Genomic DNA, 26,425 nt, shown 5'->3' with positions numbered 1-26,425 from the left:
TTTGGGGGAGAGAATGAAAGGTAGGAGAAAGTATAATGTCAGATAATTATCGTTCTCGTACAGAACGAAATCATGTGAAAAATCAAGAGAAAAAAACACATAAAGAAGAAAAACCAAAGAAAAAAGGCTCCTTTTTCAAGAAATTTCTTATAGGTTGTCTACTTCTTGGTATCGTTGGTCTTGTAGCCGGCGTTTCCGCTTTCTTTGTTATGGTAAAGGATGCTCCAAAATTAGACAAAGCCAAACTTGTTAATCCTTTATCAACAAAGTTTCTTGATAAAAACGGGAATTTCTTCTATGAATACGGTGCTGAAAAACGAACACACGTTACTTATGATCAAATTCCAAAAGTAGTTGAAAATGCATTCCTTGCAACTGAGGATTCGCGTTTCTATGATCATAATGGAATTGATTTTAAACGAACTACAAAAGCAGTTATGGAAAATGTCACTGGTGGTTTCGGTTCCCAAGGTGGTAGTACGATTACACAGCAAGTCGTTAAAAACTACTTTCTAACGATGGACAAAACTGCTAAAAGAAAAGTACAAGAATGGTACTTATCTTACAAATTAGAGCAACAATACTCTAAACATGAGATTTTAGAAATGTACTTAAATAAGATTAATTTAGGTAACCGTTCATACGGTATTGCGACAGCAGCGCAAAAATATTATGGTAAAGATTTAAAAGACTTGCAATTACATGAAGCTGCTATGCTCGCTGGTTTACCCCAAGGTCCAAACATTTATGATCCAACAAAAAAGGAAAATGTTGAACGAGCAACAAATCGTCGTAATGTCGTATTATCATTAATGAATCGACATGGTTATATAACAAAAGAAGAAATGAATAACGCCGTTAAGATCCCAGTAACTGAGGGCCTTCAACCGTCTTCAGAAGTAACTGAGATGAAGTATCAAGCATTTTTAGATGCGGTTGTAAAAGAAGTTGAAAAAGAATATCCTGATGTAAATATCGGTTCAGATGGTTTAACGATTCATACAACACTTGATCAAGATGCTCAAGATTACGCTGAAAAAATTATGGATGGTAATCTTATTAAGTATCCAAACGATCAATTCCAAGGATCATTCGTATTTATGGATACACAATCTGGAGAAGTTCGAGCAATTGGTGCTGGACGTAAAGAAAATAAGTCCACTTTCAAAGGTCATAATATGGCAACTGATTTAAAACGCCAAGTTGGTTCAACAATGAAACCAATTTTCGACTACGGTCCAGCGATTGAGAATCTTCAATGGTCTACTTACCATCAATTAAATGACTCTGAATATACTTATTCGGATGGCACAAAGATTAAAAATGCTACAGGGAGTTTTAAAGGTGACGTTTCACTTCGTGAAGCATTGAAGAAGTCATTAAATATCCCGGCTTTAAAGACAGCTCAAACAGTTGGACTTAATAAATCAAAAGAGTTTGCTGAAGGTTTAGGCATGACATTTGAAAATGGAGTACATGAATCTACTGCAATTGGTAGTAACGATAGTTCTCCATTAGCAGTAGCAGGTGCATACGCAACCTTCGGTAATAGTGGTAACTATAATAAACCACACTTCGTAAAAGAAGTAACCTTCCCGGACGGGAAAAAGAAAAGCTTTAAACCGAAAGAACAACGCGCTATGCAAGACTATACAGCTTACATGGTAACTGACGTTCTTCGTGACGTAGTAAAACCTGGTTCTGGTGGTACAGGACCAACAGCATATGTTTCAGGTGTTGACGTAGCGGGTAAAACTGGAACGCAAAACTTTGATGCAAAAGATTTAAAGAAATACGGCATTCCAGCTGATGCAAACAGGGATAGCTGGTTCGCTGGATATACACCACAATATACGATGGCTGTATGGACTGGTTACGTAAAGAATGGTCCAGAAAACTACATTAGTGATCGTTATACTAAAATTGCACAGCAAATGTTCCAAGTAATGATGAGCAAATTCGCTACAGATAAATCACGCTTTGAACGTCCTTCTTCTGTACAAGAAATAAACGGAGAGTTATACGTAAAAGGTGCGAAAAAAGATGCAATTAAACAAATTAAAGTAGATGCCCCTAGTGGTCTGAATGTCACTTTTGATGGCGCTAGCACAGTTACACTAAACTGGTCTGGACCAGCAGAAGTTGATGCATATGCAGCCAGCTATAAAGCAACTGACGGTTCAAGTGGTAGCCTATCAATAAGTGGTACGACAGCTACTCTTGGTGGTATTAAACCAGGTGTTACTTACAGCTTCTCTGTAGTAGCGAAAAAAGGTACTGGCACAAGCCCAGCAGTTGGTGCATCCTTCACTGCGCCTGGCGGAACTCCAGATGCAAAAAAAGCTGAAGAAGAGGCTAAGAAAAAGGCCGATGAAGAAGCTAAGAAAAAAGCTGATGAGGAAGCCCAGAAAAAGGCTAATGAAGATAAAGTAAAACAAGACGAAGCTAAGAAAAAGGCTGAAGAAGAGGCTAAGAAACAACAAGAACAACAGCAAGAACAACAACGTAAACAGCAAGAAGAAGCTCAAAAGAAAGCTGATGAGGAAGCTAGAAGGAAAGCTGAAGAAGAAGCTAAGAAAAAAGCTGAAGAAGAAGCTAAGAAGAAAGCTGAAGAAGAGGCCAAGAAAAAAGCTGAAGAAGAGGCTAAGAAACAACAAGAACAGCAACACCAAAATACCGGAGGAGATACACCTCACGCAGACGGTGCTGTTGTTACAACAGAGTCCTAATATACAAAAAAAGAAGTCCGTTTCTCTTAACGAGAAGCGGACTTCTTTTTTGTTATCATTTTCTTTACATACAGCTTTTCTATTTCGATATACAACTGCGCTAATTGAATATAAGAATGATAATTACTCGGTTTCTTTATAATGAATGAATATCTTTCCATAAAATTAACAGGTTGCACTTTTAATTTATTCGTATTTATTTGCATTTCATTCAAACTATGAACAGGTTGTTCATTTAGCCAATAGACAACCGATAACAAGTGAGCTGCAAAAAGAATCATTGGTCCCTCAGCCTCTTGCTTATTTCTATTTCGAAACAGTATAGCAATGTCTTCATGCTTATTTTTCCATACATTCAACATCGCTGGAATGCTGTTTTCAATTTCCTTCCACGGCTCATACTGTCTTTCAATATCAAATATAAAGTAAGTATTTTGTATTATCTCTTCAAAAGAATTGTCTGTATGATACTTAATTAAATTTACACTTTCTTTAAAAAACGGTAAACAGTGAAATTCTTTCGGTATTTCTATAACTCGCTCCATCCTTTATTTCACCTTCATTCGCTTCTTTCCTTCACGACATACTTCTAACAGTCTGCACTCCTCACATTGCGGTCGTTGTGCTTTACAGTGATAACGTCCAAAGAAAATCATCCGATGATGTGTAACTCCCCACTCATCCATCGGTACTTTCTTCATTAATGTTTTTTCTACTTCTAACACCGAATCTTTCCATCTACAAATCGCTAACCGTTTACTCACTCTTTCTACATGCGTATCAACAGCAATTGCCGGGATGCCATACGCTACCGAAACAACTACATTTGCTGTTTTTCTCCCTACTCCTGGTAATTTCGTCAACTCGTCACGGTCTTCTGGAACTTTTCCATTGTAATCATCCAGCAACATCTGACACAATTTTTGAATGTTTTTTGCTTTATTTCTATACAACCCAATAGAACGTATATCTTGTTGTAACTCTTCCAAAGATACACTTAAATAATCTTCTGGTGTTTTATATTTTTGAAATAAATTTTTCGTCACTTTATTTACAAGTGCATCTGTACATTGTGCAGATAGTGCCACCGCGATTACTAATTCAAAAGGATTCTCATGAATTAATTCACAATGTGCTTCTGGATACATATCCGCCATTGTGTCTAAACAATAGCGAATTTGCGTTTTATTTAACATATACTTCCTCCTATATTACTGCTCCAACCAATTATAAAAAGGCACTTTTCCAGTAAATTTCGTCTCTTGTTTTGTCATTTGTTGTGCTCTTTGTTGATTCGCTCTAAATTTTTGACCTTGATTTTGAGCCTGATCTACCGTTTTAATTCCATTCTTTTTCCACTCAAATAAAATACGATCAATATATCGGAAATTTAGTTTTCCACTCATTACAGCTTCTCTAAGAGCCGCTTGAATTAAATTTGGATGATGTTGATCTTGGTCCTCCCACATTCCTAACGTTTCACATTCGAACGGCGAAAGTGGTCTTCCAAATTCTTTTTCAAATACTGTATATAAATTTACTTGCAGCTGTTTTTTTTCTTTTTGCTCTTCCTCTATTGATTCATCCATTAAGAAATGTAATATTTTTTCCCATAACGGTTGTAAAGAATAACTTTCGCACATCATCGCTTCTGATCTTTGTCCACCTTCTAGCGATAAAAACCCTTTTTGAATCAATGCTTGAATTACTTCCATACATTTCATTTCCGTTATCGTCATCCGTTCAGAAATCTCTGATGGAGTCGGAAACGAATTACCTGATTCTAAAAATGTGTGTACATGAAGTACGACCATAAATTCCGTCTCATTTAAACCTAATTTTTTATAATGCATCATAAGTAATTTTGGAATTGCAATGCTTCCCTGCTCAAACCACTGTAACATCATTTTCTTTTTCATCACCAAACACCTCGCTCTCTAGTATAACACACCTTTAGCTATTTCTTTTTGCCACAATTCGTCAAAAAAACCTCCCTATTAATGGGGAGGTTTTTTATATTACATGAATGAAATATAAAATTAAGCTTGCACTTTACTTTTCATAAATGTATGGATACGCTCTAATGCTTTCTCTACTTGTTCAAGAGATGTCGCATATGATAAGCGAACATTATTTGGAGCACCAAATCCTGTACCTGGTACAAGAGCCACTTTTTCCTCTTCTAATAGAGCTTTTGCCCAATCATCAACTGTTGCATATCCTGATAAAGCTACAGCTTCTTTTACGTTAGGGAATAAGTAAAATGCACCTTGCGGTTTAATGCAAGTAAAGCCAGGGATTTGAATTAATTTATCATAAATGATGTTTAATCTCTCTTCAAAGGCTTGACGCATTGTTTCCACAGGTTCTTGTGAGCCTGCATATGCCGCAATTGCGCCGTATTGAGCGATTGAAGTAGGGTTTGACGTACTATGACTCGCTAAGTTCGTCATCGCTTTAATAAGCTGCTTATTTCCTGCAGCATATCCAATACGCCATCCTGTCATAGAATGAGATTTAGATACACCATTAATAATAAGTGTTTGTTCTTTTAATGCATTAGAAAGCTGGGCAATTGAAGTATATTCTACGCCACCATAAATTAATTTTTCATAAATTTCATCAGAAACGATTAAAATATCATGTTCTAAACATACTTCTCCAAGCTGTTGTAATTCTTCTTTGCTATAAATCATTCCTGTTGGATTGCTCGGTGAATTAATAATAACTGCTTTCGTTTTCTCTGTAATTGCCTCACGCAGCTGCTTTGCTGTAATTTTGTACTCATTGTCTTCTAAACCTTCTACATAAACCGGCTTACCGCCAGCAAGCTTTACTTGCTCTGGATAGCTTACCCAGTAAGGAGTTGGGATGATAACTTCATCTCCCTCATCAAGTAATACTTGGAATAATGTATACAATGCATGCTTTGCACCATTACATACAATAATTTCAGATGGATCATACGCAATACCTTGATCGCGAGTAAATTTCTTCACAATTTCTTGTTTTAACGATTGTAATCCACCTGTTGGTGTATACTTCGTATGCCCTTCTAACATCGCTTTATGTGCAGCATCCATAATATGCTCTGGTGTATTAAAGTCAGGTTCCCCTGCCCCTAATGCAATTACATCATGACCCTCTGCTTTTAATGCTTGTGCCTTTGCTGTAATTTCTAAAGTTGAAGACGGTGTTAAAGCAGCTACTCGCTTTGCTAATTTCATTTGTAGTTCCCCCTACATCTATTTTTCAATGCTATATCGTCTTAAAAATTTTCCATCTTTAAATTCAAGATAGTAATAACTATAACGATTGTCATCATCAATATATGTAACTTCCCATAGTGGTACATCATTTTCAAAGCCTAATTTCACTTTCATAATCTCTTTCGGCTTACTTTTTGATTCCTTACTTTCATTGCCGACTTGCTCTATTGTTCTTTGTATAGCCTCTTTTTCAGAAATACCTTCGCTCTTTTTCCTTACTACAGTATCCCCTTTTTTCTCAGGCACCCAAACGATAAGTTGTTCTCCCTTTTCATCTGTACCTTGCACGACTATATATGCAGATTTTCCGTTGTAATAATCAACAGATTTCACCTTTGTAAGCTTTGCTTTTTCTTTAGCAATTTCTACAAATTTCGACTCTTTTGGAATTTTCTTTCCCATCGCTTTATTATAAACATACGCCCCATATATTCCGCTAGCAACGATAACAATAATGATTGCAAAGATCCACTTTTTCATTGTATCACTACGTTCTGTAAATCGTAAATACAGCTGTTTCTTTATCTTTTTCGTCTAATGCTAGTCCGAACATGAGGTCCTGCTCTTTTAACGTACGATTTAAACTATCAACAATTTTATACAAATCCGACGAATATTTAATACGCGTCGTTGATAGTACTTCGATTTTCTTCTCCATGAAAAAACTCCTCCGTTACACAAAAATTTCTAATTATAGAAGAACGCAATGCGGTTACAATAAGAGTACATTCTTTACAACCCCTGCTTCATCACCCATCTATTATAGCAGGACATGTACAGCAAAAAAAGGTTTCAAGTCGAAAACCAACACATTTTGTATACAAGAAGTAAGAAAAATAAAATTCCTCCTACCCACATTTTTTACGCCTGAAGTTTATAAGTACTTCAGGCGTATTTTTCTTCCATTTTTATTCATTTGGTGGTTCTTCTAATTGTACTAACAATTCTTCTAATGGCCCTTCATAAAGAGGTACGTTAGGAATCGATTGTAGAAATCGTTTTCCATAGGAAGAACTCGTCAAACGACGATCTAACACTACTACCGTTCCTGTATCTGTATTCGTTCGAATTAAGCGGCCGAATCCTTGTTTGAAACGTAATATTGCTTGTGGAAGCGCTAATTTAGCAAATACATCTTCACCTTGATTTTTTAGCCACTCACCTTTCGCTTCCATCATCGGCTGATGAGGAGGTGTAAATGGTAGACGGACTATAACAAGACAACTTAAGGCATCTCCTGGAATATCTATTCCTTCCCAGAAACTGCTCGTCCCTAATAAAATTGATTTGTCGAATTCTTGAAACTTTCGAATTAAGCGGCTTCGACTTCTATTATTCACACTTTGGGTCAGTAATAAATACCCCTCTAATTCATCATTATTTTTTAAATTCGCATACGCTTCTTTTAACATTTCATACGAAGTGAATAAAACGAGCATTCTGCCTTTTGTGGCTTTCGCTATCTTTGCAATATGTTCCGATATAGATTCAATATATCGCTCATTACTTACTTGCTTAATAAAAGGTACATCCGTTGACACCATTAATTTCATCTGTTCATCATAACGAAATGGCGACGGAACCTTTAAAGTATTTGGAGCGAAATCATGTAAACCAAGTTCCTCTTTTATATAATCAAACGTATCGTTAACTGTTAGTGTTGCGGATGTAAAAATAACACTCTTTTTTTCTGTTAAAAATTCATCAGCAAATCTTTCACCAATATGAACAGGCTGTGCATATAGAACTGTTGAATGAATCGTCCCTTTCGTTTCAGTCTCCATCCAAGTTACATACGAATTCTTTTCTAATACGAGTAACTGTAATGATTCTGCCATCTTTCTCAGCAACTCAATTAAATGCATAAATTCACCTGTTACAACATGCATCTCCCATTCTAACTTACTTTGCAATATATCCACTTGCTTCTCAAGAGCAGTTACTACCCTTCTTAATTCATATATAAAACGATTTGTTAATTCGACGATACTATCCCACAACTTACCTTTTTCTAGTTCTGCGTTATACCTATAGATGAGCGGCATATTATTCGTTCCTTGCTCTTGCTTTGTTTGTTTAAATATAAAAGTACGTAACATTTGGAAGAGTTCATCCGCATCAAACTTAAGTTCCTTCAAACTATAACTTATCATACGGAAAGTTGAACGAGATGCTTGCTCTGATTTTTTCATCATTTTATATACTTTGGAGAGTACATCTTCTGTTTCTAGTGTCCCAAGACGAGATATAACCAATTGAAAATACATACAAGAGAACTGTTCACCCAATGTTCTACTCGCGGCTTCTTCAATATGGTGAGCTTCATCAAAAATAATATGTTCGCATGAAGCAAACAACGGTTCTTCACTTGAAAAATCTTGAAATAATAACGCATGATTTGTAATAACGATATCTGCAAATAAAGCTTTATTCTTCGCTCGCTGGTAAAAACAACGACTAAACCAATTACTTTGCATACCGCCTGGACTATACGCATCGCTACAAATACGATTCCAAAGTAACTTTCCGCCCTCAGGAATATTTAATTCGTCTCGATCACCTGTTTCAGTTTGCAATAGCCAAACTAAAATCTTCGCCTTTGTAAGTGCCATATCATAATTTTTTTCTTCCTCTTGCAAAGCATACTCAAATTTATGTAAGCATAAATAATGCTTTCTTCCTTTTAGAAGAGCTGCCTCAAATGAAAATGGCATTATTTTTTGTAATAACGGAATTTCTTTTTCTAATATTTGTTGTTGGAGTTGTACCGTTTGTGTACTTATAATGACAGGTTCTTCTTTTCTCTTTGCAAAATAAAGACTAGGAAGCAAATAAGCGAGAGTCTTTCCTGTTCCTGTACCGGCTTCAATTAGTGAAAAACGAGAATCTCTTAACGCCGTATATATCTCTTTCATCATCAGTTGTTGACTTTCTCTTCTTTCAAACTTTGGCATATGTGATTCCAATTTATCCATCGTTTTATTCAAGAAAGCATCAAACTTTGATGAACACGTTTCTCCAAGGTTTAAGGAATAGTTCCGCTTTTTCAGCGCAATATTTCGATGTATTTCATACTCCGCTATATCTTCTTTACCGTGCATTACTTTCTTTAAAATATTTTCAGAAAGCACATCAGCTATATCGCTTTGGAACACATCACTTAATTCATAAAGCGATTGCAACGTGACAAGTGGTAACTTTTCAATTTCATTTAAAAATTGTAAAAATAATTCCGCTGTTGCAAGAGCATCACTATCCGCACGATGTGGTTGATCGTGCTCTAGTTCATGCTTTTTAGCTAAATCACGTAATTTATAACTATCGGCTGTCGGCAAAAGAATTTGAGCCAATTCAACCGTGTCGATTTTCGGACAATGTATTTCTGTATATCCAGCTTGCCTTAATTCTTCATTTAAAAAATTCCAATCAAAGTGAACATTATGCGCAACGAAAGCCGCACCTTGTAATAGCTCAACAATCATCGGGGCTACATCTTGAAATAACGGGGCTTGTTTTACAAGACTTTCATCAATCCCTGTTAATTCTGTAATAAATGGTGGGATCTCTCTCTTTGGATTAACAAAAGACGAAAAAATCTCCAATATCTCTCCATCTTCTACTACAACAGCTGCAATTTGGGTAATTTTATCCTTCCCATCTTTCCAGGAGTTCCCTGTCGTCTCTAAATCAACAACGACATAACGCTTACTCATATATGTAACACCTCAATTTCTTACCTTTCAAACAACAATAATTTATATAATGTTACTATACCACGTTTTATCTCATCTTAATGAAAAGATGCACAAAAAAGCTATCTCCGCAATGGAGATAGCCTTTCTACTTATAATATCGTACCCGCTTTTTCAGCACCTAACATTTCAATAATTTGATTATTATCGTCTAGTACTGCAATTTTTGGTTCTTGTGTATGAATCTCTTCTTCCGTAACTAGCCCATAACAAATAATAATTACTTTGTCCCCTGGTTGTACAAGTCTTGCCGCCGCACCGTTTAAACAAACAACACCACTACCGCGTTCCCCTTTAATAACGTATGTCTCTAAGCGAGCACCATTATTATTATTTACAATTTGGACTTTTTCGTTTTCTACAATATTTACTGCATCCATTAAGTCTTCATCAATTGTAATACTACCTACATAATTTAAATTTGCCTCCGTTACAGTTGCACGATGTAACTTTGCTCTCATCATTGTGCGAAACATAGATGCTCCCCCTTATTTAACCGTTAATGTTATATTGTCAATTAATCTTACATTTTCAAACTTAACTGCAATAGCTAAAATGATTCTTCCTTCGACTTTCTCTACCATTGTTAATGACGGATATGCATATAAATCCGCATAATCTACAGTGCCTTTCGTATGCGTCTCAATATAATCTTTCACAAGATTTGTAATGATTTCCGGATTACGTTCACCTGCCTCAATTCTTTCTTTCGCTATACATAGGCTGCGGTATAAATGAAGAGCTTCTTCACGTTCATCTTGTGATAGGTACACGTTACGAGAACTTTTCGCTAAACCATCTTCTTCCCTTACAATATCAACTGGTACGATTGTAACTGGAATATTGAAATCAGTTACAAATCCTTCAATTACTGCAACTTGTTGAGCATCTTTCATACCGAAATAAGCACGCGTTGGCACCGTAATATTAAATAGTTTCATCAGTACAGTTGCAACACCAGCGAAATGACCAGGTCTTTGTTGACCGCATAATACGTCCGTGCGCTTCACAACTTCTACTGTTGTTGTTTGTTCTGCTGGATACATTTCTTCTACACTCGGATAAAATAAATAATCTACACCGTTTTCTTTTGCTACATTTTCATCTCTATCAATATCACGAGGATATCGATCTAAATCTTCATTTGGGCCGAATTGTAGCGGGTTTACAAATACACTTAAAACTACAATTTCATTTTCTTCTCTTGCCTTACGTAATAAAGTAGCATGGCCTTCATGTAAATAACCCATTGTTGGAACAAAACCAATACTCTTTCCACTTGCACGAAGTTCGCTTGTAATTTGCTGCATCTCTTGCACTGTAGTTACGATTTTCATTATTGTTTTCCTCCGTATAACGCTAAGCATTCTTCCTCTTTCATTGTGAACGAATGTTTTTCTTCAGGAAATTGCCTTGTCTTTACTTCAGTAACATATTGTGAAATCCCACGCACAATCTCCTCTTGAACAGACGTATATTGCTTCACAAATTTCGGAACACGATTTACGCCGTATGAGATAAGATCATGATAAACAAGCACTTGCCCATCTACTTTTTGTCCTGCACCAATCCCAATTGTTGGTATTGTTAGTTGCTCTGAAATAAGTTCTGCTAACTGCATTGGTACACATTCTAACACAAGCGCTATTGCACCAGCTTCTTCACATTTCTTTGCATCTTCTATTAATTTTTTTGCACTCTCCGCATCTTTTCCTTGCACTTTATATCCACCCAACACTCCTACAGATTGAGGGGTTAAACCTAAATGCGCTACAACAGGAATTCCTGCGTTCGTCAAATATTGAATCGTCGATATAACTTCTCCAGCACCTTCTACCTTCAGTGCGTGTGCCCCGCTCTCTTGAACGATGCGACGTGCATTCACCATCGTTTCTTGTAATGATACGTGATACGACATAAATGGCATATCAGTTACAATAAACGTCTCTTTCGCTCCACGGCGTACAGCTTTCGTATGATGAATCATATCCTCTACTGTTACAGGTACTGTTGAATCGTATCCGAGTACAACCATTCCAAGAGAATCTCCAACTAGAATCATATCAACTTCAGCTTCTTCTGCTAATTTAGCAGATGGATAATCATACGCCGTTAGCATTGTAATCGGCTCACCTTGCTCTTTCATCTTCAAAAAATCTGTTTTTGTTTTCAAAAACTACTCCTCCTTTATGCAGGAGAGAGGAGATGGCCGAAATCATATAAAAAACCCCTCTGACCATAAAAGGGCAGAAGGGTTGTGTGTTAGTCGGCATTATTCATCCCTCTGTCCCAGTCCGTTATTGGATCAAGGCAGAATCCAAGTTATTATTTTTCGTATGACTTCGAATCATGGTGCAGTTCGCTCTGATACTGCCCACATTCGAACTAATTATAGCAAACTACAAAAAGGAATTACTACATTTTTTTGAAAAAATAATTTTTTATTCTTATTACGGTATATGAAATTTAACACGAGAGTATATATGCTATACAGTTTTTATGGAGAATTCAATCCTGAAAAGATACATGTTTTTTCAACGCATGCTAAAAAAGTCCAAGTTAATTTTTTCTGTAATCCATTTAACTGTATAGTATAACTCTTAAACTAATGATGCAGGTTAATTGAGGAAAGTACTTAACAAAGGAGAATTGCAGATGTCTATGAACAGGTGGTTATTTCGATTCAGCAGTTTGCTTGTAATGATTGTATGGTGGATGTCTTTAGGATCCTCCCATGTATTTGCCTCAGTTACTGTCGTAACACCCCCCACCGATTTAACGAAAGTGATTGAGGTTGAACTAAATGATGATTACTTTAATCCAAATGTTATCACGATTCCGCTTGAAGGATCAACAACATTACTATTGAAAAATAAAGGTAAAAACGAGCACACCTTTACAGTGAAAAAACTCGGCATTGACGTCGTAATCGAGTCAGGAAAAGAAAAGCATATTACCGTGAAACCTAAAAATACTGGTACATATGAATTAATATGTCGATACCATCTTCTTAAAGGAATGGCAGGCAAAGTAATCGTCAAATAACATGCCCTGCCAACTAGGCGGAAGATATTTTGAAATGATCTTTAAATATGAAAAAAATTTATTATCATGTTACAAATTCAACTCAAAACTATTGAAATAAAAAGAAGTTCCAAAAGAGGAACTTCTTTTACTTAATTTCAATATCTGCAGAATGAATATGATGTACTTTCCCCTCATGATCCTCCAGAAGTAATACACCATCCTCTGTGATTCCTTTTGCTAACCCCGTAATTGTCTCTCTCATCGTTCGAGCGGTAATTTCTTTCCCGATGCTCACAGCGTAACTTTCCCAAAGAATTTTAATGACAGAGAAACCATTTTGTAAATACTCTTCATATAATTTTTCTAGTTGTAAATAGATTTGTTGCATAAGTTCTGCACGAACAATCGGCTTACCTGATTCAATCGCTAATGAAGTAGCAATGTGCTGAATTTCTTCATCAAAATGTTCTTGCTTTTGATTCGCATTAATACCGATGCCCATAATGACAGCATTAATTTTATCAGGATCCGCTTGCATTTCTGTTAATATACCTACAGCCTTTTTACCTTGAATTAAAATATCATTTGGCCATTTTATTCCTACGTTTACACCCGTGCATTTTTCAATTGCCTGTGCAACACTAACGGCCGCTAACAAAGTAAGTTGCGGTGCATGATGAACTGGGATTGATGGGCGTAAAATAATACTCATCCAAATCCCTGTTCCTTTTGGTGAATGCCATTTTCTGCTTAAACGACCTCTTCCCGCTGTTTGTTCTTCTGCTACAACGACTGTTCCTTCTTCTGCACCTTCATAAGCAAGTTTTGCTGCAATGTGCTGCGTTGATTCAACAGTTTCTTCAAAATACACTGTTCTACCAATCCGCTTCGTTTGTAGCCCTAACTGAATTTCATTAGCGGTCACTTTGTCTGGCTTACTTGCAATTCGGTAACCTAATCGACGCACAGCTTCAAGTTCATATCCCTCACTCCGCAGATCCTCCATATGTTTCCACACAGCAGTTCTTGAACAACCAAGTTTATCACTAATTGTTTGGCCGGATACAAACTCGCCATCCGCTTCAGAAAAAACTTGCAATAACTGCTTTCTTATAGTAGATTGCATCCTTGTAGCCACTCCCTTATACGCTCTTTCTCATTAACTACGTTTCCTTGTACGATTGCTTCTTCGATTTTCTGAAGCATCTCAGCAACCCACGGACCAGGCTTTTTGTTTGCCCAGTTTAATAAATCATTACCAGTCACATTCATTTCTTGACGCTCCTGGATTGGCAATGCATGAAACATTGATTGTACTCGTTCAACAGATGTAGGGTCATAGCGTTCAATCATCGCTTCATATACTCTCTCTGCCATTTCAGCGATATGAATTCCCGTTTTATAAAGAAGGACTGTATCCCAATCCTTCTCCTTTCTAGTACGGATTGTCAATAAAACTGCAACAATATCTTTTATTTTTTTATTCGAAAACTTCCATTGACGTAAAAAGACAGATGGATGTTCTTCTCCGATACAATATAAGAAAAATGCCCACGCCTCAATATCCGTTTCGAAAGAATCCCATTTATACTGCGTAGCTTTTAACAGTCTCTCTTCTGACATTTGTAAATATGGCAAATGAGAAAATAGCTTCGTCTCTACTAATTCTTTGAGACCTTTCACACAATATGTACCAGTTAACAGTTTCTCAAACTCTACTGTAATACGCTCAATTGCTATATGTTCTAGCAAATGCCCATACGTTTCAATCGCTTGCTTCGTTTTCATTTCTAATGAAAAACCTAACGTGCTTACAAACCGAATACCACGCATCATTCGCAGGGCATCTTCTTGAAAACGATCCGCAGCATTTCCAACTGTCACAATTTCTCTCTGTTGAATGGCTTCCTGTCCAGCAAATAAATCGACCATTTTGCCTTCTTCTGTCATAGCAATTGCATTCATCGTGAAATCACGACGTTTTAAATCCTCTTCTAATGAACGAACAAATTGAACACTACTAGGTCTTCGAAAATCTTCATATTCGCTTTCTGTTCGAAAAGTAGTTACCTCATAGGGCTCACCATTTTCTACAACAATTACAGTTCCATGCTCAAGACCAACAGGAACATTTCTTGGGAATATAGCCATCACTTCTTCTGGTAGAGCAGATGTCGCAATATCAATATCTCCAATCGGCCTATCGATAATAAGATCTCGTACGCTCCCACCAACAAAGTAAGCCTCATGTCCTTGTTGCTTTAATGTCTCAATAATAGAACTAGCTTTTTTAAATCTTTCCATTTTTGTCATCCCTTAGTACGTCATAGTAAATCGTTTCATATTGTGAAACAATTTTTTCTGAGCGAAATTGCTCATAAACACTTTCTCTTGCTCGTTCTCCCATATTACGGTGAAGTTCCTCGTCCTTTAATAGCTGAATAGCTTGATTTGCCACTCCTGTTGTATCGCCAACTTCACATAAATATCCTGTTTCCCCGTGTTGAATAACCTCTGGAATACCTCCAACCCGTGTTCCGATACAAGGTACACCACACGCCATTGCTTCTAATAAAACAAGACCAAAACTTTCCTTCTCTGATAGAAGCAACATTAAATCACTCATCGCAAGTAGTTCTGCAACATTATCTTGCTTCCCTAGGAATAAAACGCGATCTTCAATATGTAAATTCTTCACTATCTGTAAAATCGTACAGAATTCTGGTCCGTCTCCAACAAGAAGCAACTTCGCATCTACTTCTTTAACAATTTTAGCAAATGCCTGAACAACATCCTGCACACGTTTCACTTTACGGAAATTCGAAATATGAATAAGTACTTTTTCACTCTCACTTATACCATATTCTTTCTTTAATTGAGACATATTACGCTTGAAATATACACGTTCGTCTATAAAGTTATATACCGTTTGAATTTCTTTACTTGGTTTTACAAGCTCATGTGTTTCGTTAATTAATGAATGCGAGACAGCAGTAACAACATCCGATTGCTCAATACCAAAACGAATTAAATTATTTAACGAAGGGTCGGAACCTAACACAGTAATATCTGTTCCATGTAAGGTTGTAACAATTTTAATACGCTCTCCGATCATTTGTTTTGCTAAATATGCACAAATTGCATGTGGTATTGCGTAATGCACATGTAAAATGTCTAAGTTTTCTCTTTGTGCAACCTCGGCCATTTTACTTGCTAACGCTAAATCGTATGGTGGATATTGAAATACAGAGTATTGATTTACCGTCACTTCATGAAAATAAATGTTTGGATATACTTTATTTAACCGGAATGGTAAACCCGATGTAATAAAGTGAATTTCATGCCCACGTTCCGCCAATTGCTTTCCTAATTCTGTTCCAACAACTCCAGAACCACCTACAGAAGGATAACATGTAATACCTATTTTTAATTTCATTTACATCCCCCTAATAAATCAGCATGTAATAAAACCGGTTTCTTACTCATAAATCCTTCGGCATACAAGACTCCAACTTCTTTTCCAAACATCTTCTCACGAGCAATCACAGTTTCAACGTAACCTTCTGTTAACGGTGTCTTAACACCATCACTCCCTGTTGAAAACTGACTTTCATACGCTTCTAATGCTTCCACCTTTATAGAGAGGTACTCACTTATATCTATACAAAAATTCGGTTTATGAAAACCATTAATCATATAATTATAAAAAGACTCCACACGATGTGGTGAAAGTTCCGGCATATATTTACGGATTCCTGCTGAAAAAATAGCCTCTTCCACAAGCTTTGCACAATTTGCATGATCTGGATGGCGATCTTCATAGTACGGCGCAAAAACTAGTTTTGGTTTATATGTACGGATCACCTTGACAATTTCACGTATATACTCTTCTTTCATATACAAACCACGGTCTGGCATCGCTAAATTCAGCCTCGTTTTTACTCCCATTATACGAGCTGCGACCTTCGCTTCTTCTTTTCTCAACTCTATCGTTCCATTTGAAGAAAGATCAGCTTCTGTTAAATCACAAATACCTACTTCATACCCTTGCTTTGTATATTTAGCGATGGTACCAGCCATGCCGATTTCAACATCATCGGCATGAGCACCAAACGCTAATATATGTAATCCACTCATAATTGTTCCCCTCATTTTCTTAACTTACGATAATCTAAATCTCCTCGCTCTAATGCGTGCATTAACATTTCAGCACTTGCCATATTCGTTGCAAGTGGAATCGCATATACATCACATAAACGAAGTAATGCATTCACATCCGGTTCATGCGGCTGTGCTGTTAATGGATCGCGGAAGAAAATCACCATATCTAAATCGTTCTTTGCAATCATTGCACCAATTTCTTGATCTCCACCAAGAGGGCCAGATTGATATCTTGTTACAACTAATCCAGTCGCTTCCATAATGCGAAGCCCTGTCGTTCCTGTTGCAAATAATTCATGTTGTTCAAAAATTGGTTTATATGCGTATGCAAACGAAACCATATCATTTTTCTTTTTGTCATGTGCGATTAAGGCAATTTTCATCCGTTGTCTCCCCTTTAGTCGATAATATTTTCTAAACCGTACACAAGATGATCAAGGTTCATTACTGTCTCAATTGATAGTTTTACACCTGACATAAATGATGCACGATTGAATGAATCATGACGAACTGTTAACATTTGTCCATCTCCACCAAACATTACTTCTTGGTGTGCAATAAGCCCTGGCAAACGTACACTATGAATGTGAATACCGTCTACATTTGCACCTCGTGCACCTGCTAGTTGCTCTACTTCATTTGGATGACCTTGCTGCTTTGATTCACGATTTTGGCGAATTAACTCTACCGTTTTTACAGCTGTACCAGATGGTGCGTCTAATTTTTGATCATGATGTAATTCAATTACCTCAACATCTTGGAAATATTTCGCTGCCATTTGTGAGAATTTCATCATAAGAACTGCACCAATTGCAAAGTTTGGAGCAATAATTGTTCCTACTGCTTTTTCTTTTGCATTCTCTGTTAAACGTGTCAATTCTTCTTCTGTAAATCCAGTTGTACCAATAACCGAACGAAGTCCACGCTCAACTGCAAGTGTAACGTGTTGTTTCCCCACTTCTGGTGTTGTTAAATCTAACAACACATCTGCTTCTACTTCATCTAAACAAGTATGTAAATCAGCGTAAATCGGCGCATGTAATGCTGGCATGCCAGGTAAATCAGAAATCTTCTCACCACCATGCTTATAATCCACTGCTGCTACTAAATTAAAATGTTCCGTTCTTTCCATAAGAAGGACTGCTTCATGTCCCATACGTCCTCTTGGTCCGGCGATAATTACTTTAATTTCTTTCATTATTCTTTCTCTCCCTCATCAATACGTGTCCAGCGATCTTTATCACGTGTATTAAATTTATTCATTACAATGTTATGTGCTGTCTCTAAATCAATATTTAAACTATTTGCCATACAAATCATAACAAATAATACATCTCCAAGCTCTTCTTCAATACTTCTTTCTTTTTCAGTTGTTTTCTTCGGTTTCTCACCATAATAATGATTTACCTCTCTTGCAAGCTCTCCCATTTCTTCCGTTAAACGAGCCATCATTGCAAGCGGACTGAAATAACCTTCTTTAAACTGACCAATATATGCATCTACTTCTTTCTGCATATCTTTCATCGTTTTTGCTTCCATACTATTCACCTCTAATCCTTCCTCTTTCATGTTAGCCAATTCATCGCGATTTGACAAATATTATTCCCCGCCAAACACCTATTTGCGACCCATTTTTGGATAGACTATAATAAAGTGAAACTTCTTTTGTGATTTTTTTGCAAAAGATTAGTTGAACTAATCGGGTTCCTACGGCTGGTTTGCCTTTCTTCAGAGGTTTATCTCCTACCAGCCGTTGGTACGGGGTAAAGTGAAACTTCTTTTGCGATTTTTGCAAAAGATCAGCCCACACCAATCGGGTTTCTACGGCTGGTTTGCCCCTCTTCTTTGCTTCATCTCCTATCAGCCTTTAGAGCGGGATAAAGTGAAACTTTCTTTTGCACTTTTCACAAAAAATCAGCCCACATCAATCAGGTTCTTACTATTTTCACTAGCAACTAGAAATTACTTATTATTATGTTTTACCGTTTCAGCGGAGCAATGCAATCATTACATAATTAGGGGGATTTCTATATGACATCAAAATTGAAGATGCGAAATATTATTTTTATTTTAATTGGTTCCGCTATATTTTCTTTCGGTATTGTCAATATCAATATTGAAAACCACCTTGCAGAGGGTGGGTTTACTGGTATTACACTATTATTGTATTTTTTATTTAAGTTTGATCCTTCCTACTCAAACTTAATTTTAAATATCCCTATATTTTTTATTGGCTGGAGGTTACTTGGCAGAACGACATTTTTATATACATTAATTGGAACCTTTAGCGTATCTTTATTTCTATGGATTTTCCAGCGTTACGAAGTACTCAACTTACATTTAAACTTGCAAAATGATATGACACTCGCAGCTTTATTCGCCGGGGCATTTATCGGTATCGGCCTTGGAATAATATTTAAATATGGCGGGACTACTGGCGGTGTAGATATTATCGCACGACTAGCGCACAAATATGTTGGCTGGAGTATGGGGAAAACAATGTTTATGTTTGATGCTGTCGTTATCGTCGTCTCTATTCTTACCTATTTATCATACCGTGAGGGCATGTATACGCTAGTTGCTGTTTTTATCGGTGCTAAAGTCATTGATTTTATGCAAGAAGGAGCTTATGCTGCCAAAGGAGCGACTATTATCTCAGAAAAAAACGATGAAATTGCTGCCAAAATTTTATCTGAAATGGAGCGCGGAGCAACCTTTTTAAAAGCTGTTGGATCGTATACAAAAGTGGAACGTAATGTATTGTATTGCGTTGTTGCTAAAAATGAAATCGTGAAATTAAAGAATATCATTACTTCTGTAGATCCTCATGCTTTTGTCGCTGTAAGTGATGTACATGATGTAGTTGGTGAAGGGTTTACGTTAGATGAAAATAAAAACCCTTTACATAATTAAATATAACTAGAAAAGCGCCTTAGCTTTTCTAGTTTTTTATTACAAGTCTTTTAAGCTTCTCAAAATCCTCATGAATAAGCTCCAATAAACTCCGATTATAAAAAATGGAAGCTGGATGAAAAGTCGGAAAAACATGATATTCTTTCTCTGACCATGTAAACTCTGCACTTTGCATATCCTTTAATTTTTGAATGGGCTGTTTTAATAATTGCCCGTGTACATCTGTGATTTTTTTATTTTTTCCTGTTAAACGTTGAAGACCGATATTTCCAAGCGTGACGATAAGCTTCGGATGTATTTTCTCTAATTCATAATCTAACAAAGGCGCATGGGCAACTATTTCTCCCTGATTTGGCGTTCTATTATACTTTTTTTGTATGATTTCACCATTTCGTTCTTTTTTCTCTCGCCATTTATAAGGTCTACTCCGAACAGCGCTCGTAATATATACTTCTTCCCTTGTAACGTGGATATGCTCTAAAAAAACCATTAATTGTTTTCCCGCCCTCCCGCTAAACGGAATCCCATTATGAATTTCTGTTTCACCAGGTGCTTCTCCTAACAACATAAATTTGGGATTTTCAGGACCTTGTCCACTTAAAAAACCTTCTAGTTGATAAGGAGCACTACGCTCTTGTACTTGTTTTACTAAATGGTCTGGATATTTCATTTCCCCCACCACCTTTCCGCATTACTTCTATTATTTCTATTTGCAATACATTATATAATTCAATCCACACAACAAAAAAAGACTATCAAAATTGATAGTCTTTAGTCGTCGCTACGCTGCATACCAGTATACATTAATACGAGACGTAATAATTCAAATACCGCTACAGCTGCAGCTGCTACATATGTTAATGCTGCCGCATTTAATACTTTACGAGCTTGCCCATATTCATCTGTTGATACAATACCTAACGCTTCAATTTGTTGCATTGCGCGCTTTGACGCATCAAACTCAACTGGCAATGTAACGAGCTGGAACACAACACCTGCTGCCATTAAAATGATACCTAATAACAATAGTTTTGACATTGTCGCAAATATACCAATCATAATAAATACCCATGATATATTCGATCCAAAATTAGCCACAGGAACTAACGAATGACGAATACGCATAAAGTTATAATCTTGTGCATCTTGAATTGCGTGTCCTACTTCGTGTGCTGCAACTGCTGTACCAGCAACTGAATGTCCATAATAGTTATCTGTTGATAATCGAACCGTCTTAGCGGTTGGATCATAATGGTCTGATAAATGACCTGGTGTTTCTTCTACAGCTACGTTGTATAATCCATTTTCATCTAAAATTTTTCGAGCCACTTCCGCTCCTGTCATACCTGATGTTGAATAAACTTGTGAATACTTGCTATAGGCACTACGTACTCTTGACTGTGCATACAACGGTATGATCATTATGATCGCGAAGTAAATTAAATAAAACATCATGAACCTCCATTGAAGTTTTAATTATAGTACTTCTCATTCTATTTTCTTCTGCCACTATTGTCAATGAATAAACCTTACAATCCATATCTTTATTTATTGCATTATCTATTTTTAGAATGTACATTACTTTTTCTTTTTTCTCTCTCTCCTTTATACTTTCTCCATCCAACATAAGTTAATGTGAATAAAATAAGTCCCCCAGTAATTGTCATAAACCAAATGAGAGAGGGTGCAATTTCATCTTTTTTTACTGTGTGAAATATCTTTTGCAAATCCCCTTTAATAATCCCTAATTGCATTTGGCCGCCTTTCGTTTTTAACATAACGTTACGAAATTCATCTAAATAAGATAAATGAACATTTACACGCTGGACCTCGTTTTCTGGCAAAGCAATCATTAAGCTTGGATAAATAATATTGAATTCATTTAAAAACGTATTTAACGTTTGTTGAAACTGCCCAGCATCTTCTTTTTCCATCGCTTTTTCCATTTGAGAAAAGGCATCCATTACTTTCCTTTCTCTTTCCATCCAAAGTGGTTGATATTTCGATACTTGTGCATCAACAGCAAGTTGTAATGCCAGCACATTATCAATTTTAGCTTGCTTACCTAAACCTTCTTCAGAGAGCGATTGTTGCGCCTTATCGTAAGCTAAAGAAATAACTCTAACTTGATCTGGTGTTACTTCCTGCTTCTTTTCATTCCCCTTTATTAAAAACTGCTCCGAGAAATGTTGTAATACTTGTACCGCTTTTTCATCTTCATTACGCTTCACTAACTGTAACGAGTCGTCTAACAACCCTGTTAGCTCATTCCACTCTTCAGCATATATACGTAACGGAAACATTATAATTAGAAATGCTATCAATCCAATTAATGTTCTCTTCATCCCGGTCCCCCCTTAACTACTAGTACAAAATATGTTAATTTGGACAAGAATAGAACAGAACTAGACCGAAAAATATATTATCGTTTTACAAAGAAAAAAATTCTCTTTAAGCAGAGAATTTTTTCTGTGACATCCTTTTCTTTTTTACGAGATATCTATATAAGCTGTAACAAAGTATACTCCCACCTAAAATGAATAATAAAATAGCACACGCAGCATGCATAAAGAACTCTTCTGGTAACATTAATATAATTGGATCCTTTTCAGGATCAAAAACCCAATAATCATTACTAAATAAAAGTTTATGGAATAATACAAAACTCTTTTCAAAATTAATAGCAATTGGTAACATAAGCGCTATCGGAAAAATGATTGTTAAAATCGATCCGTGCAGTAAAAACTTTTCATTTTTCTTTTTTAATAAATAAATTCCGCCTATCACTGCAATCATAATTGTCGCATACATCACATATTGAATCTTTACTAAAATATTTTTAACATCTACAAAATGAATACGGCCATTTGTGGACATATCTAATGTGGGCAAATGTAATGCTCCGTCATAAAACGGGGATAAATATGTAATAAGCACATCGTAATTTCTTTTAATTTCATCCTTCGTCATATCCGCTAAATCAGGAATATTTAAAAAATCAATTTCAAAATAATACAACCATTTTCCATATACAACTGCCGTTGTTGCGAGTGCAAAAATAGAAAATGCTATGCTATATGAAACAACTAAAGTAATCAATCGATCCAATATTTTTGTACCACTCTTATTTTTCTCCATGTTCTCCCCCTAAATGTTCTAACCATCATAAAGAAAATTGTTTTCTTTGCTCACGTAAGCAACAATAATATGTAATACATAGTACAGCAATACTTAACCAAAACGTAAAATAACCAATTTCCTCTACAAACAAATGCATAATTCCATATCGCGGCATTTGCCAAAATAAATAATCAATTGCATCGTTATGCAACGTCCACACAGCTGCTACTATAAAATGCCATTTTTTTATACGATAGAATGGAGCATATAAAAATCCTTGTATTGCCATCGCGAAGTGCGAAAGCATTAACATGTAGCCCATAAGGCCTATAGGCCCTTTTACGTAAATCATAATCGCGTTTACAACAACAGCCCAAATACCATATTTTATTAAAGTTACAATCGCTAACGCTTCTATTAATCCCCAGTTTCTCTTTGCCAAAAAAGCAATTAAAACAAAGACAAAAAAGAGAGTCGCCATAGGACTATCTGGTACAAACGGCCAAAATATAGGTGACGTTTCTTTCAATTGATTTCCGTACCATATAAATCCATAAATTGTACCTAATAAGTTAACAATTAATAAAAATAATAATACCGAGCGTTGTCTTAACATTGCATACAAGTACACCAATCCGTATGTCCAACACCTTTCAAGCAAAGTAATTCATTCACTAAATCCTACTCTATTATAACAAACTTCATCCAACTAAATAGAAAAGCTGACTACAAATTTTGTAGTCAGCTTTTTTATTATTTTTTATTATACTTTGCAACGAATTCCGAAAGCTTCTTCAGTTCCTCATCCGTACCTTTAAATACACCTTTAGGCATTGAACCTTTTCCCTCTTTCGCAATTTTAGCAATTTCTTCTGGCTTTAAAGTTAAGTTTTGCAGTGCCGGTGCTGCTGCCCCGCCTTGTAAATTGTCACCATGACATGTTAAACAAGTATTTTTTTGCATTAATTTATAGCCATCATCATTTTTATCAACTGGCGCTGTTTTTACAATTGCTCCTTGTTTTTTTGCAGCTTCCCAGTCGTGGTGTGCTACAGATTCCCAAGTTAAAAAGATAATCGATGCAATTGCTAAAAGCATAAATCCAGTTGCCACAGGACGCTTCAATGGACGTCTTTCTGGACCTCGATCAAGAAATGGAGCTAACAGTAATGCTCCAAACGCAATCCCTGGCATAATAAATGCTCCAATTACAGTAAATGAACCGGAAGCATACGAATACTTTAATAACTGATACAAGAATAAGAAATACCAATCTGGAAGTGGTATATATCCAGCATCTGTTGGGTCCGCCATTCTCTCAAGCGGCGACGGATGCGCCACTGTTAAACATAAATAACCGATTAAAAAAACTGCACCAACCATCCATTCTTTTAACAAGAAGTTCGGCCAAAATGCTTCTGTTTTCCCTGGGTATTCAGAATAGTCTTTTGGAATATTTGGTTTCCGAGCTACTGGTACCCGAGAATCTCCTACAAACTTCATCCCTTTGCCGCGATGCATAATCTCCCTCCTTTAGTTCTTTCCCCTTTAATTTAGCAATCTCTTATAGTGGACCGGAAATACCTTGTTTGCGAATCATGATGAAGTGGAAGGCCATTAAACCTAGAAGTGCTGCTGGTAAGAAGAAGACGTGAATAGCAAAGAAGCGAGTTAATGTTTGAGCGCCAACAATTTCGGAATGACCAGCGAGTAATGTTTTAATATAAGGACCAATGAGCGGTGTTTGCTCTGCAATTTGAATCCCTACTTTTGTAGCAAATAAAGCTTTCATATCCCACGGTAATAAATATCCGGTAAAACCAAGACCTAACATAACAAAGAAAATAAGAACACCAACAATCCAGTTTAACTCACGGGGCTTTTTATACGCACCTTGGAAGAAAACTCTGAGTGTATGTAAAAACATCATTACAATTACGAGACTAGCACCCCAGTGGTGCATACCACGAACAATTTGCCCATAAGCAACTTCATTTTGTAAATAGTAAACTGATTCCCAAGCATTTTTAATATCAGGCACATAATACATCGTCAAAAACATTCCAGATAAAATTTGAATTACAGTAACGAAAAAGGTAAGTCCTCCAAAGCAATAGACGAATGCAGAAAAGTGATGTGCCGGGTTTACATGTTCAGGTACTTCATGATCAGCGATATCACGCCATATTGGTGTAATATCTAATCTTTCATCCACCCAATCATAAATTTTATTTAACATCTACTTTGCACCCCCTCTTGGCTTCGCTTTTCCTAGATACAGCGTTCCATCTTTCACTTTAGACTCGTACACATCAAGCGGAGCAAGGGGTGGCGTACCTTTAATGTTAATCCCATCTTTTGTATAACGACCCCCGTGACATGGGCAAAAGAATTGATTCGGATGTGCTTTGTCCGAATTCCAGTTAACTGTACATCCTAAATGTTTACATACTGGAGAGAACGCAACAATGTCTCCGCTTTCATCTTTATGAACCCAAGCTGATTTTGGTTCTTCAGACTTGTACCAACCATCAACCTGCTTCACTTTAAAATCGAAACGCTTCGGCTCTGTTGTAATATCCTTTACTTGCGCAACAGCAACCATATCCGTTCCCGCTTCTTTTCTTAACACCGGATCAAGCGCAAATCGCGTCATCGGCATTAAAATACCGGCAGCCATAAAGCCTCCTACCCCTGTGAGTGTGTAATTTAAAAATTGTCTTCTTGACACGCGATGTTCTTTCTCGCTCACGAAAATTTCCCCCCTCTATCAGAAATTGTCCCCTCGTGATAAATTATATAAAAAATAAAAACTAGGACACTATCATGATATAATACGCTCATGCACAGGTCAATATCATACTACTCATAATAATAAGAACTTTCTGTTTATTATGAGTTTCCCCATTTCTCTTCCAACATCACCATTATATTTTTTATATGTGCATGAATAACTTCTCTTTTTGCTTGATCACTAAATTGTTCTAATGCTAATGAAGGAAACCAAAACAAATCTCCCTGTAACTCTTGCATATCCTCTTTCCATGAAAAATCACTTGTAACATAAGCAATATGCTTAAAACCTTCACTTCGTAAATGATTTGTCCATTCTTGCAAACGACCTTTTTCATTCTTTTGACTTTCTACCAAATACGTAAACGCAGGCAGTAAAAGCACTCTTCCCTTATACTCTCTTTCCAATTCCGTGCTCAACAATTCGATAAATTCACCTTGTTCTACAACCATTTTCATTTCTTTTGCTGCCGAAATTGATAACAGCGGTATTACTCCTGTATCAACATACTCTCTTGCTTGCTCAAACTGTTCCACATCTTTTACAATCCACTTCAAATTCCTTCCCTCCTTCACTTACAAATGACAGAACTTTCACTTTATATATATTAAACCATACTAAAAGAGGTAAAAAAAGAAAAACTACCCAATATAGGTAGTT

29 protein-coding genes are annotated in these 26,425 nt (G+C 36.4%); 3 read left to right on the top strand and 26 right to left on the bottom strand.

Going from position 1 to position 26,425, the window contains the following annotated elements; translation table 11 throughout:
- Nucleotides 1-35: 35 nt before the first annotated feature.
- Nucleotides 36-2,729 carry a PBP1A family penicillin-binding protein gene (locus ACX9TM_RS08185; RefSeq protein WP_001283092.1) on the top strand — a complete coding sequence of 898 codons (2,694 nt, stop codon included), beginning with the start codon at nt 36-38 and terminating at the stop codon, nt 2,727-2,729.
- A gap of 26 nt (nt 2,730-2,755) precedes the next feature.
- On the opposite strand, the gene ACX9TM_RS08180 is transcribed toward ACX9TM_RS08185, so the two are convergent.
- The 10 genes from ACX9TM_RS08180 to panB all read right to left on the bottom strand — a co-directional run bounded on the left by ACX9TM_RS08180 (nt 2,756) and on the right by panB (nt 11,923).
- Nucleotides 2,756-3,274, bottom strand: a complete 519-nt coding sequence (locus ACX9TM_RS08180) for a YpoC family protein (protein ID WP_000442650.1) — start codon at nt 3,272-3,274, stop codon at nt 2,756-2,758.
- 3 nt (nt 3,275-3,277) lie between these two features.
- The gene (gene nth / locus ACX9TM_RS08175; RefSeq protein WP_000933030.1) at nt 3,278-3,925 is read right to left on the bottom strand and encodes an endonuclease III; all 648 of its coding nucleotides are present in this window, start codon (nt 3,923-3,925) and stop codon (nt 3,278-3,280) included.
- Between the two features lie 15 nt (nt 3,926-3,940).
- Nucleotides 3,941-4,648, bottom strand: coding sequence for a DNA replication protein DnaD (gene dnaD / locus ACX9TM_RS08170; RefSeq protein WP_000728542.1), 708 nt, complete (start codon nt 4,646-4,648; stop codon nt 3,941-3,943).
- A gap of 120 nt (nt 4,649-4,768) precedes the next feature.
- Nucleotides 4,769-5,956 (bottom strand): aspartate transaminase AspB, encoded by a 1,188-nt coding sequence (gene aspB / locus ACX9TM_RS08165; RefSeq protein WP_000761560.1) that lies wholly within the window; start codon nt 5,954-5,956, stop codon nt 4,769-4,771.
- Nucleotides 5,957-5,974: 18 nt separating this feature from the next.
- Nucleotides 5,975-6,478, bottom strand: a complete 504-nt coding sequence (locus ACX9TM_RS08160; protein WP_000758739.1) for a cell wall elongation regulator TseB-like domain-containing protein — start codon at nt 6,476-6,478, stop codon at nt 5,975-5,977.
- Nucleotides 6,479-6,485: 7 nt separating this feature from the next.
- On the bottom strand, nt 6,486-6,656 hold the full coding sequence (locus ACX9TM_RS08155) for a YpmA family protein (protein WP_000412179.1): 171 nt from the start codon (nt 6,654-6,656) through the stop codon (nt 6,486-6,488).
- 250 nt (nt 6,657-6,906) lie between these two features.
- The gene (gene dinG / locus ACX9TM_RS08150) at nt 6,907-9,711 is read right to left on the bottom strand and encodes an ATP-dependent DNA helicase DinG (protein ID WP_065381958.1); all 2,805 of its coding nucleotides are present in this window, start codon (nt 9,709-9,711) and stop codon (nt 6,907-6,909) included.
- Nucleotides 9,712-9,842: 131 nt separating this feature from the next.
- Nucleotides 9,843-10,226, bottom strand: coding sequence for an aspartate 1-decarboxylase (gene panD / locus ACX9TM_RS08145; protein ID WP_000490184.1), 384 nt, complete (start codon nt 10,224-10,226; stop codon nt 9,843-9,845).
- A gap of 12 nt (nt 10,227-10,238) precedes the next feature.
- Nucleotides 10,239-11,087: a pantoate--beta-alanine ligase gene (panC, locus tag ACX9TM_RS08140; protein WP_000707025.1), complete on the bottom strand. Its 849-nt coding sequence runs from the start codon at nt 11,085-11,087 to the stop codon at nt 10,239-10,241.
- Nucleotides 11,087-11,923 carry a 3-methyl-2-oxobutanoate hydroxymethyltransferase gene (gene panB / locus ACX9TM_RS08135; protein ID WP_000851108.1) on the bottom strand — a complete coding sequence of 279 codons (837 nt, stop codon included), beginning with the start codon at nt 11,921-11,923 and terminating at the stop codon, nt 11,087-11,089. The genes panC and panB overlap by 1 nt, the downstream gene beginning before the upstream one ends.
- A gap of 482 nt (nt 11,924-12,405) precedes the next feature.
- On the opposite strand from panB, the gene ACX9TM_RS08130 reads away from it, so the two are divergent.
- Nucleotides 12,406-12,795, top strand: a complete 390-nt coding sequence (locus ACX9TM_RS08130; RefSeq protein WP_065212122.1) for a cupredoxin domain-containing protein — start codon at nt 12,406-12,408, stop codon at nt 12,793-12,795.
- 127 nt (nt 12,796-12,922) lie between these two features.
- Here ACX9TM_RS08130 and ACX9TM_RS08125 read toward each other — a convergent pair whose 3' ends face one another.
- From ACX9TM_RS08125 to ACX9TM_RS08095, 7 genes are read right to left on the bottom strand one after another with little or no spacing between them, the layout of a single operon-like run.
- Nucleotides 12,923-13,903: a biotin--[acetyl-CoA-carboxylase] ligase gene (locus ACX9TM_RS08125; protein WP_001192063.1), complete on the bottom strand. Its 981-nt coding sequence runs from the start codon at nt 13,901-13,903 to the stop codon at nt 12,923-12,925.
- A complete protein-coding gene (locus ACX9TM_RS08120; RefSeq protein WP_000439321.1) occupies nt 13,888-15,081 on the bottom strand; it encodes a CCA tRNA nucleotidyltransferase in 1,194 nt (397 codons plus the stop codon). The genes ACX9TM_RS08125 and ACX9TM_RS08120 overlap by 16 nt, the downstream gene beginning before the upstream one ends.
- Nucleotides 15,068-16,213 carry an N-acetyl-alpha-D-glucosaminyl L-malate synthase BshA gene (gene bshA, locus ACX9TM_RS08115; RefSeq protein ID WP_000768305.1) on the bottom strand — a complete coding sequence of 382 codons (1,146 nt, stop codon included), beginning with the start codon at nt 16,211-16,213 and terminating at the stop codon, nt 15,068-15,070. Before bshA ends, ACX9TM_RS08120 begins: the two co-directional genes overlap by 14 nt.
- Entirely contained in the window at nt 16,210-16,914 is a 705-nt protein-coding gene (gene bshB1, locus ACX9TM_RS08110) for a bacillithiol biosynthesis deacetylase BshB1 (protein WP_000015673.1), read from the bottom strand. Before bshB1 ends, bshA begins: the two co-directional genes overlap by 4 nt.
- Nucleotides 16,915-16,925: 11 nt before the next feature.
- Nucleotides 16,926-17,321, bottom strand: a complete 396-nt coding sequence (mgsA, locus tag ACX9TM_RS08105) for a methylglyoxal synthase (RefSeq protein WP_000684765.1) — start codon at nt 17,319-17,321, stop codon at nt 16,926-16,928.
- 14 nt (nt 17,322-17,335) lie between these two features.
- A complete protein-coding gene (gene dapB / locus ACX9TM_RS08100; RefSeq protein WP_000658813.1) occupies nt 17,336-18,136 on the bottom strand; it encodes a dihydrodipicolinate reductase in 801 nt (266 codons plus the stop codon).
- Complete coding sequence (locus ACX9TM_RS08095; RefSeq protein ID WP_002108639.1) at nt 18,136-18,477, bottom strand: nucleotide pyrophosphohydrolase; 342 nt, start codon at nt 18,475-18,477, stop codon at nt 18,136-18,138. The genes dapB and ACX9TM_RS08095 overlap by 1 nt, the downstream gene beginning before the upstream one ends.
- 492 nt (nt 18,478-18,969) lie before the next feature.
- Here ACX9TM_RS08095 and ACX9TM_RS08090 point away from each other — a divergent pair, with 492 nt between their 5' ends.
- Nucleotides 18,970-19,851 carry a YitT family protein gene (locus tag ACX9TM_RS08090; RefSeq protein WP_000202121.1) on the top strand — a complete coding sequence of 294 codons (882 nt, stop codon included), beginning with the start codon at nt 18,970-18,972 and terminating at the stop codon, nt 19,849-19,851.
- A 28-nt stretch (nt 19,852-19,879) separates the two neighbouring features.
- Here the strand turns inward: ACX9TM_RS08090 and ACX9TM_RS08085 are convergent, their stop codons facing one another.
- From ACX9TM_RS08085 to ACX9TM_RS08045, 9 genes are all read right to left on the bottom strand, one after another.
- Nucleotides 19,880-20,521, bottom strand: a complete 642-nt coding sequence (locus tag ACX9TM_RS08085) for a uracil-DNA glycosylase (RefSeq protein ID WP_065381957.1) — start codon at nt 20,519-20,521, stop codon at nt 19,880-19,882.
- Nucleotides 20,522-20,622: 101 nt separating this feature from the next.
- Nucleotides 20,623-21,306: a zinc metallopeptidase gene (locus ACX9TM_RS08080; protein WP_011109966.1), complete on the bottom strand. Its 684-nt coding sequence runs from the start codon at nt 21,304-21,306 to the stop codon at nt 20,623-20,625.
- Nucleotides 21,307-21,407: 101 nt separating this feature from the next.
- Nucleotides 21,408-22,196 (bottom strand): sporulation protein YpjB, encoded by a 789-nt coding sequence (ypjB, locus tag ACX9TM_RS08075; protein ID WP_000831584.1) that lies wholly within the window; start codon nt 22,194-22,196, stop codon nt 21,408-21,410.
- A 106-nt stretch (nt 22,197-22,302) separates the two neighbouring features.
- Nucleotides 22,303-22,989 (bottom strand): lipoprotein intramolecular transacylase Lit, encoded by a 687-nt coding sequence (lit, locus tag ACX9TM_RS08070; RefSeq protein ID WP_000414378.1) that lies wholly within the window; start codon nt 22,987-22,989, stop codon nt 22,303-22,305.
- 25 nt (nt 22,990-23,014) lie between these two features.
- Nucleotides 23,015-23,605 (bottom strand): lipoprotein heptaprenylglyceryl N-acetyltransferase LhaT, encoded by a 591-nt coding sequence (gene lhaT / locus ACX9TM_RS08065; RefSeq protein WP_025709269.1) that lies wholly within the window; start codon nt 23,603-23,605, stop codon nt 23,015-23,017.
- Between the two features lie 119 nt (nt 23,606-23,724).
- The gene (gene qcrC, locus ACX9TM_RS08060; protein WP_000554603.1) at nt 23,725-24,492 is read right to left on the bottom strand and encodes a menaquinol-cytochrome c reductase cytochrome b/c subunit; all 768 of its coding nucleotides are present in this window, start codon (nt 24,490-24,492) and stop codon (nt 23,725-23,727) included.
- Nucleotides 24,493-24,535: 43 nt separating this feature from the next.
- Nucleotides 24,536-25,210: a menaquinol-cytochrome c reductase cytochrome b subunit gene (gene qcrB, locus ACX9TM_RS08055; RefSeq protein ID WP_000932700.1), complete on the bottom strand. Its 675-nt coding sequence runs from the start codon at nt 25,208-25,210 to the stop codon at nt 24,536-24,538.
- Nucleotides 25,211-25,723 (bottom strand): menaquinol-cytochrome c reductase iron-sulfur subunit, encoded by a 513-nt coding sequence (gene qcrA, locus ACX9TM_RS08050; protein ID WP_001290418.1) that lies wholly within the window; start codon nt 25,721-25,723, stop codon nt 25,211-25,213.
- A gap of 140 nt (nt 25,724-25,863) precedes the next feature.
- On the bottom strand, nt 25,864-26,322 hold the full coding sequence (locus ACX9TM_RS08045) for a YpiF family protein (protein WP_000871313.1): 459 nt from the start codon (nt 26,320-26,322) through the stop codon (nt 25,864-25,866).
- Between the last annotated feature and the right edge of the window lie 103 nt (nt 26,323-26,425).

Source organism: Bacillus sp. LH1 (genome assembly GCF_057924895.1).
The sequence above is the reverse complement of the archived record's forward strand: the minus strand, read 5'-3'. Positions and strand labels throughout refer to the sequence as shown.

What these genes read in the sequence shown, in the direction of transcription:
- ACX9TM_RS08185 (WP_001283092.1), top strand. Translation starts at nt 36, where the DNA reads ATGTCAGATAATTATCGTTCTCGTACAGAACGAAATCATGTGAAAAAT.
- ACX9TM_RS08180 (WP_000442650.1), bottom strand. Translation starts at nt 3,274, where the DNA reads ATGGAGCGAGTTATAGAAATACCGAAAGAATTTCACTGTTTACCGTTT.
- nth (WP_000933030.1), bottom strand. Translation starts at nt 3,925, where the DNA reads ATGTTAAATAAAACGCAAATTCGCTATTGTTTAGACACAATGGCGGAT.
- dnaD (WP_000728542.1), bottom strand. Translation starts at nt 4,648, where the DNA reads ATGAAAAAGAAAATGATGTTACAGTGGTTTGAGCAGGGAAGCATTGCA.
- aspB (WP_000761560.1), bottom strand. Translation starts at nt 5,956, where the DNA reads ATGAAATTAGCAAAGCGAGTAGCTGCTTTAACACCGTCTTCAACTTTA.
- ACX9TM_RS08160 (WP_000758739.1), bottom strand. Translation starts at nt 6,478, where the DNA reads ATGAAAAAGTGGATCTTTGCAATCATTATTGTTATCGTTGCTAGCGGA.
- ACX9TM_RS08155 (WP_000412179.1), bottom strand. Translation starts at nt 6,656, where the DNA reads ATGGAGAAGAAAATCGAAGTACTATCAACGACGCGTATTAAATATTCG.
- dinG (WP_065381958.1), bottom strand. Translation starts at nt 9,711, where the DNA reads ATGAGTAAGCGTTATGTCGTTGTTGATTTAGAGACGACAGGGAACTCC.
- panD (WP_000490184.1), bottom strand. Translation starts at nt 10,226, where the DNA reads ATGTTTCGCACAATGATGAGAGCAAAGTTACATCGTGCAACTGTAACG.
- panC (WP_000707025.1), bottom strand. Translation starts at nt 11,087, where the DNA reads ATGAAAATCGTAACTACAGTGCAAGAGATGCAGCAAATTACAAGCGAA.
- ACX9TM_RS08130 (WP_065212122.1), top strand. Translation starts at nt 12,406, where the DNA reads ATGTCTATGAACAGGTGGTTATTTCGATTCAGCAGTTTGCTTGTAATG.
- ACX9TM_RS08125 (WP_001192063.1), bottom strand. Translation starts at nt 13,903, where the DNA reads ATGCAATCTACTATAAGAAAGCAGTTATTGCAAGTTTTTTCTGAAGCG.
- ACX9TM_RS08120 (WP_000439321.1), bottom strand. Translation starts at nt 15,081, where the DNA reads ATGGAAAGATTTAAAAAAGCTAGTTCTATTATTGAGACATTAAAGCAA.
- bshA (WP_000768305.1), bottom strand. Translation starts at nt 16,213, where the DNA reads ATGAAATTAAAAATAGGTATTACATGTTATCCTTCTGTAGGTGGTTCT.
- bshB1 (WP_000015673.1), bottom strand. Translation starts at nt 16,914, where the DNA reads ATGAGTGGATTACATATATTAGCGTTTGGTGCTCATGCCGATGATGTT.
- mgsA (WP_000684765.1), bottom strand. Translation starts at nt 17,321, where the DNA reads ATGAAAATTGCCTTAATCGCACATGACAAAAAGAAAAATGATATGGTT.
- dapB (WP_000658813.1), bottom strand. Translation starts at nt 18,136, where the DNA reads ATGAAAGAAATTAAAGTAATTATCGCCGGACCAAGAGGACGTATGGGA.
- ACX9TM_RS08095 (WP_002108639.1), bottom strand. Translation starts at nt 18,477, where the DNA reads ATGGAAGCAAAAACGATGAAAGATATGCAGAAAGAAGTAGATGCATAT.
- ACX9TM_RS08090 (WP_000202121.1), top strand. Translation starts at nt 18,970, where the DNA reads ATGACATCAAAATTGAAGATGCGAAATATTATTTTTATTTTAATTGGT.
- ACX9TM_RS08085 (WP_065381957.1), bottom strand. Translation starts at nt 20,521, where the DNA reads ATGAAATATCCAGACCATTTAGTAAAACAAGTACAAGAGCGTAGTGCT.
- ACX9TM_RS08080 (WP_011109966.1), bottom strand. Translation starts at nt 21,306, where the DNA reads ATGATGTTTTATTTAATTTACTTCGCGATCATAATGATCATACCGTTG.
- ypjB (WP_000831584.1), bottom strand. Translation starts at nt 22,196, where the DNA reads ATGAAGAGAACATTAATTGGATTGATAGCATTTCTAATTATAATGTTT.
- lit (WP_000414378.1), bottom strand. Translation starts at nt 22,989, where the DNA reads ATGGAGAAAAATAAGAGTGGTACAAAAATATTGGATCGATTGATTACT.
- qcrC (WP_000554603.1), bottom strand. Translation starts at nt 24,492, where the DNA reads ATGCATCGCGGCAAAGGGATGAAGTTTGTAGGAGATTCTCGGGTACCA.
- qcrB (WP_000932700.1), bottom strand. Translation starts at nt 25,210, where the DNA reads ATGTTAAATAAAATTTATGATTGGGTGGATGAAAGATTAGATATTACA.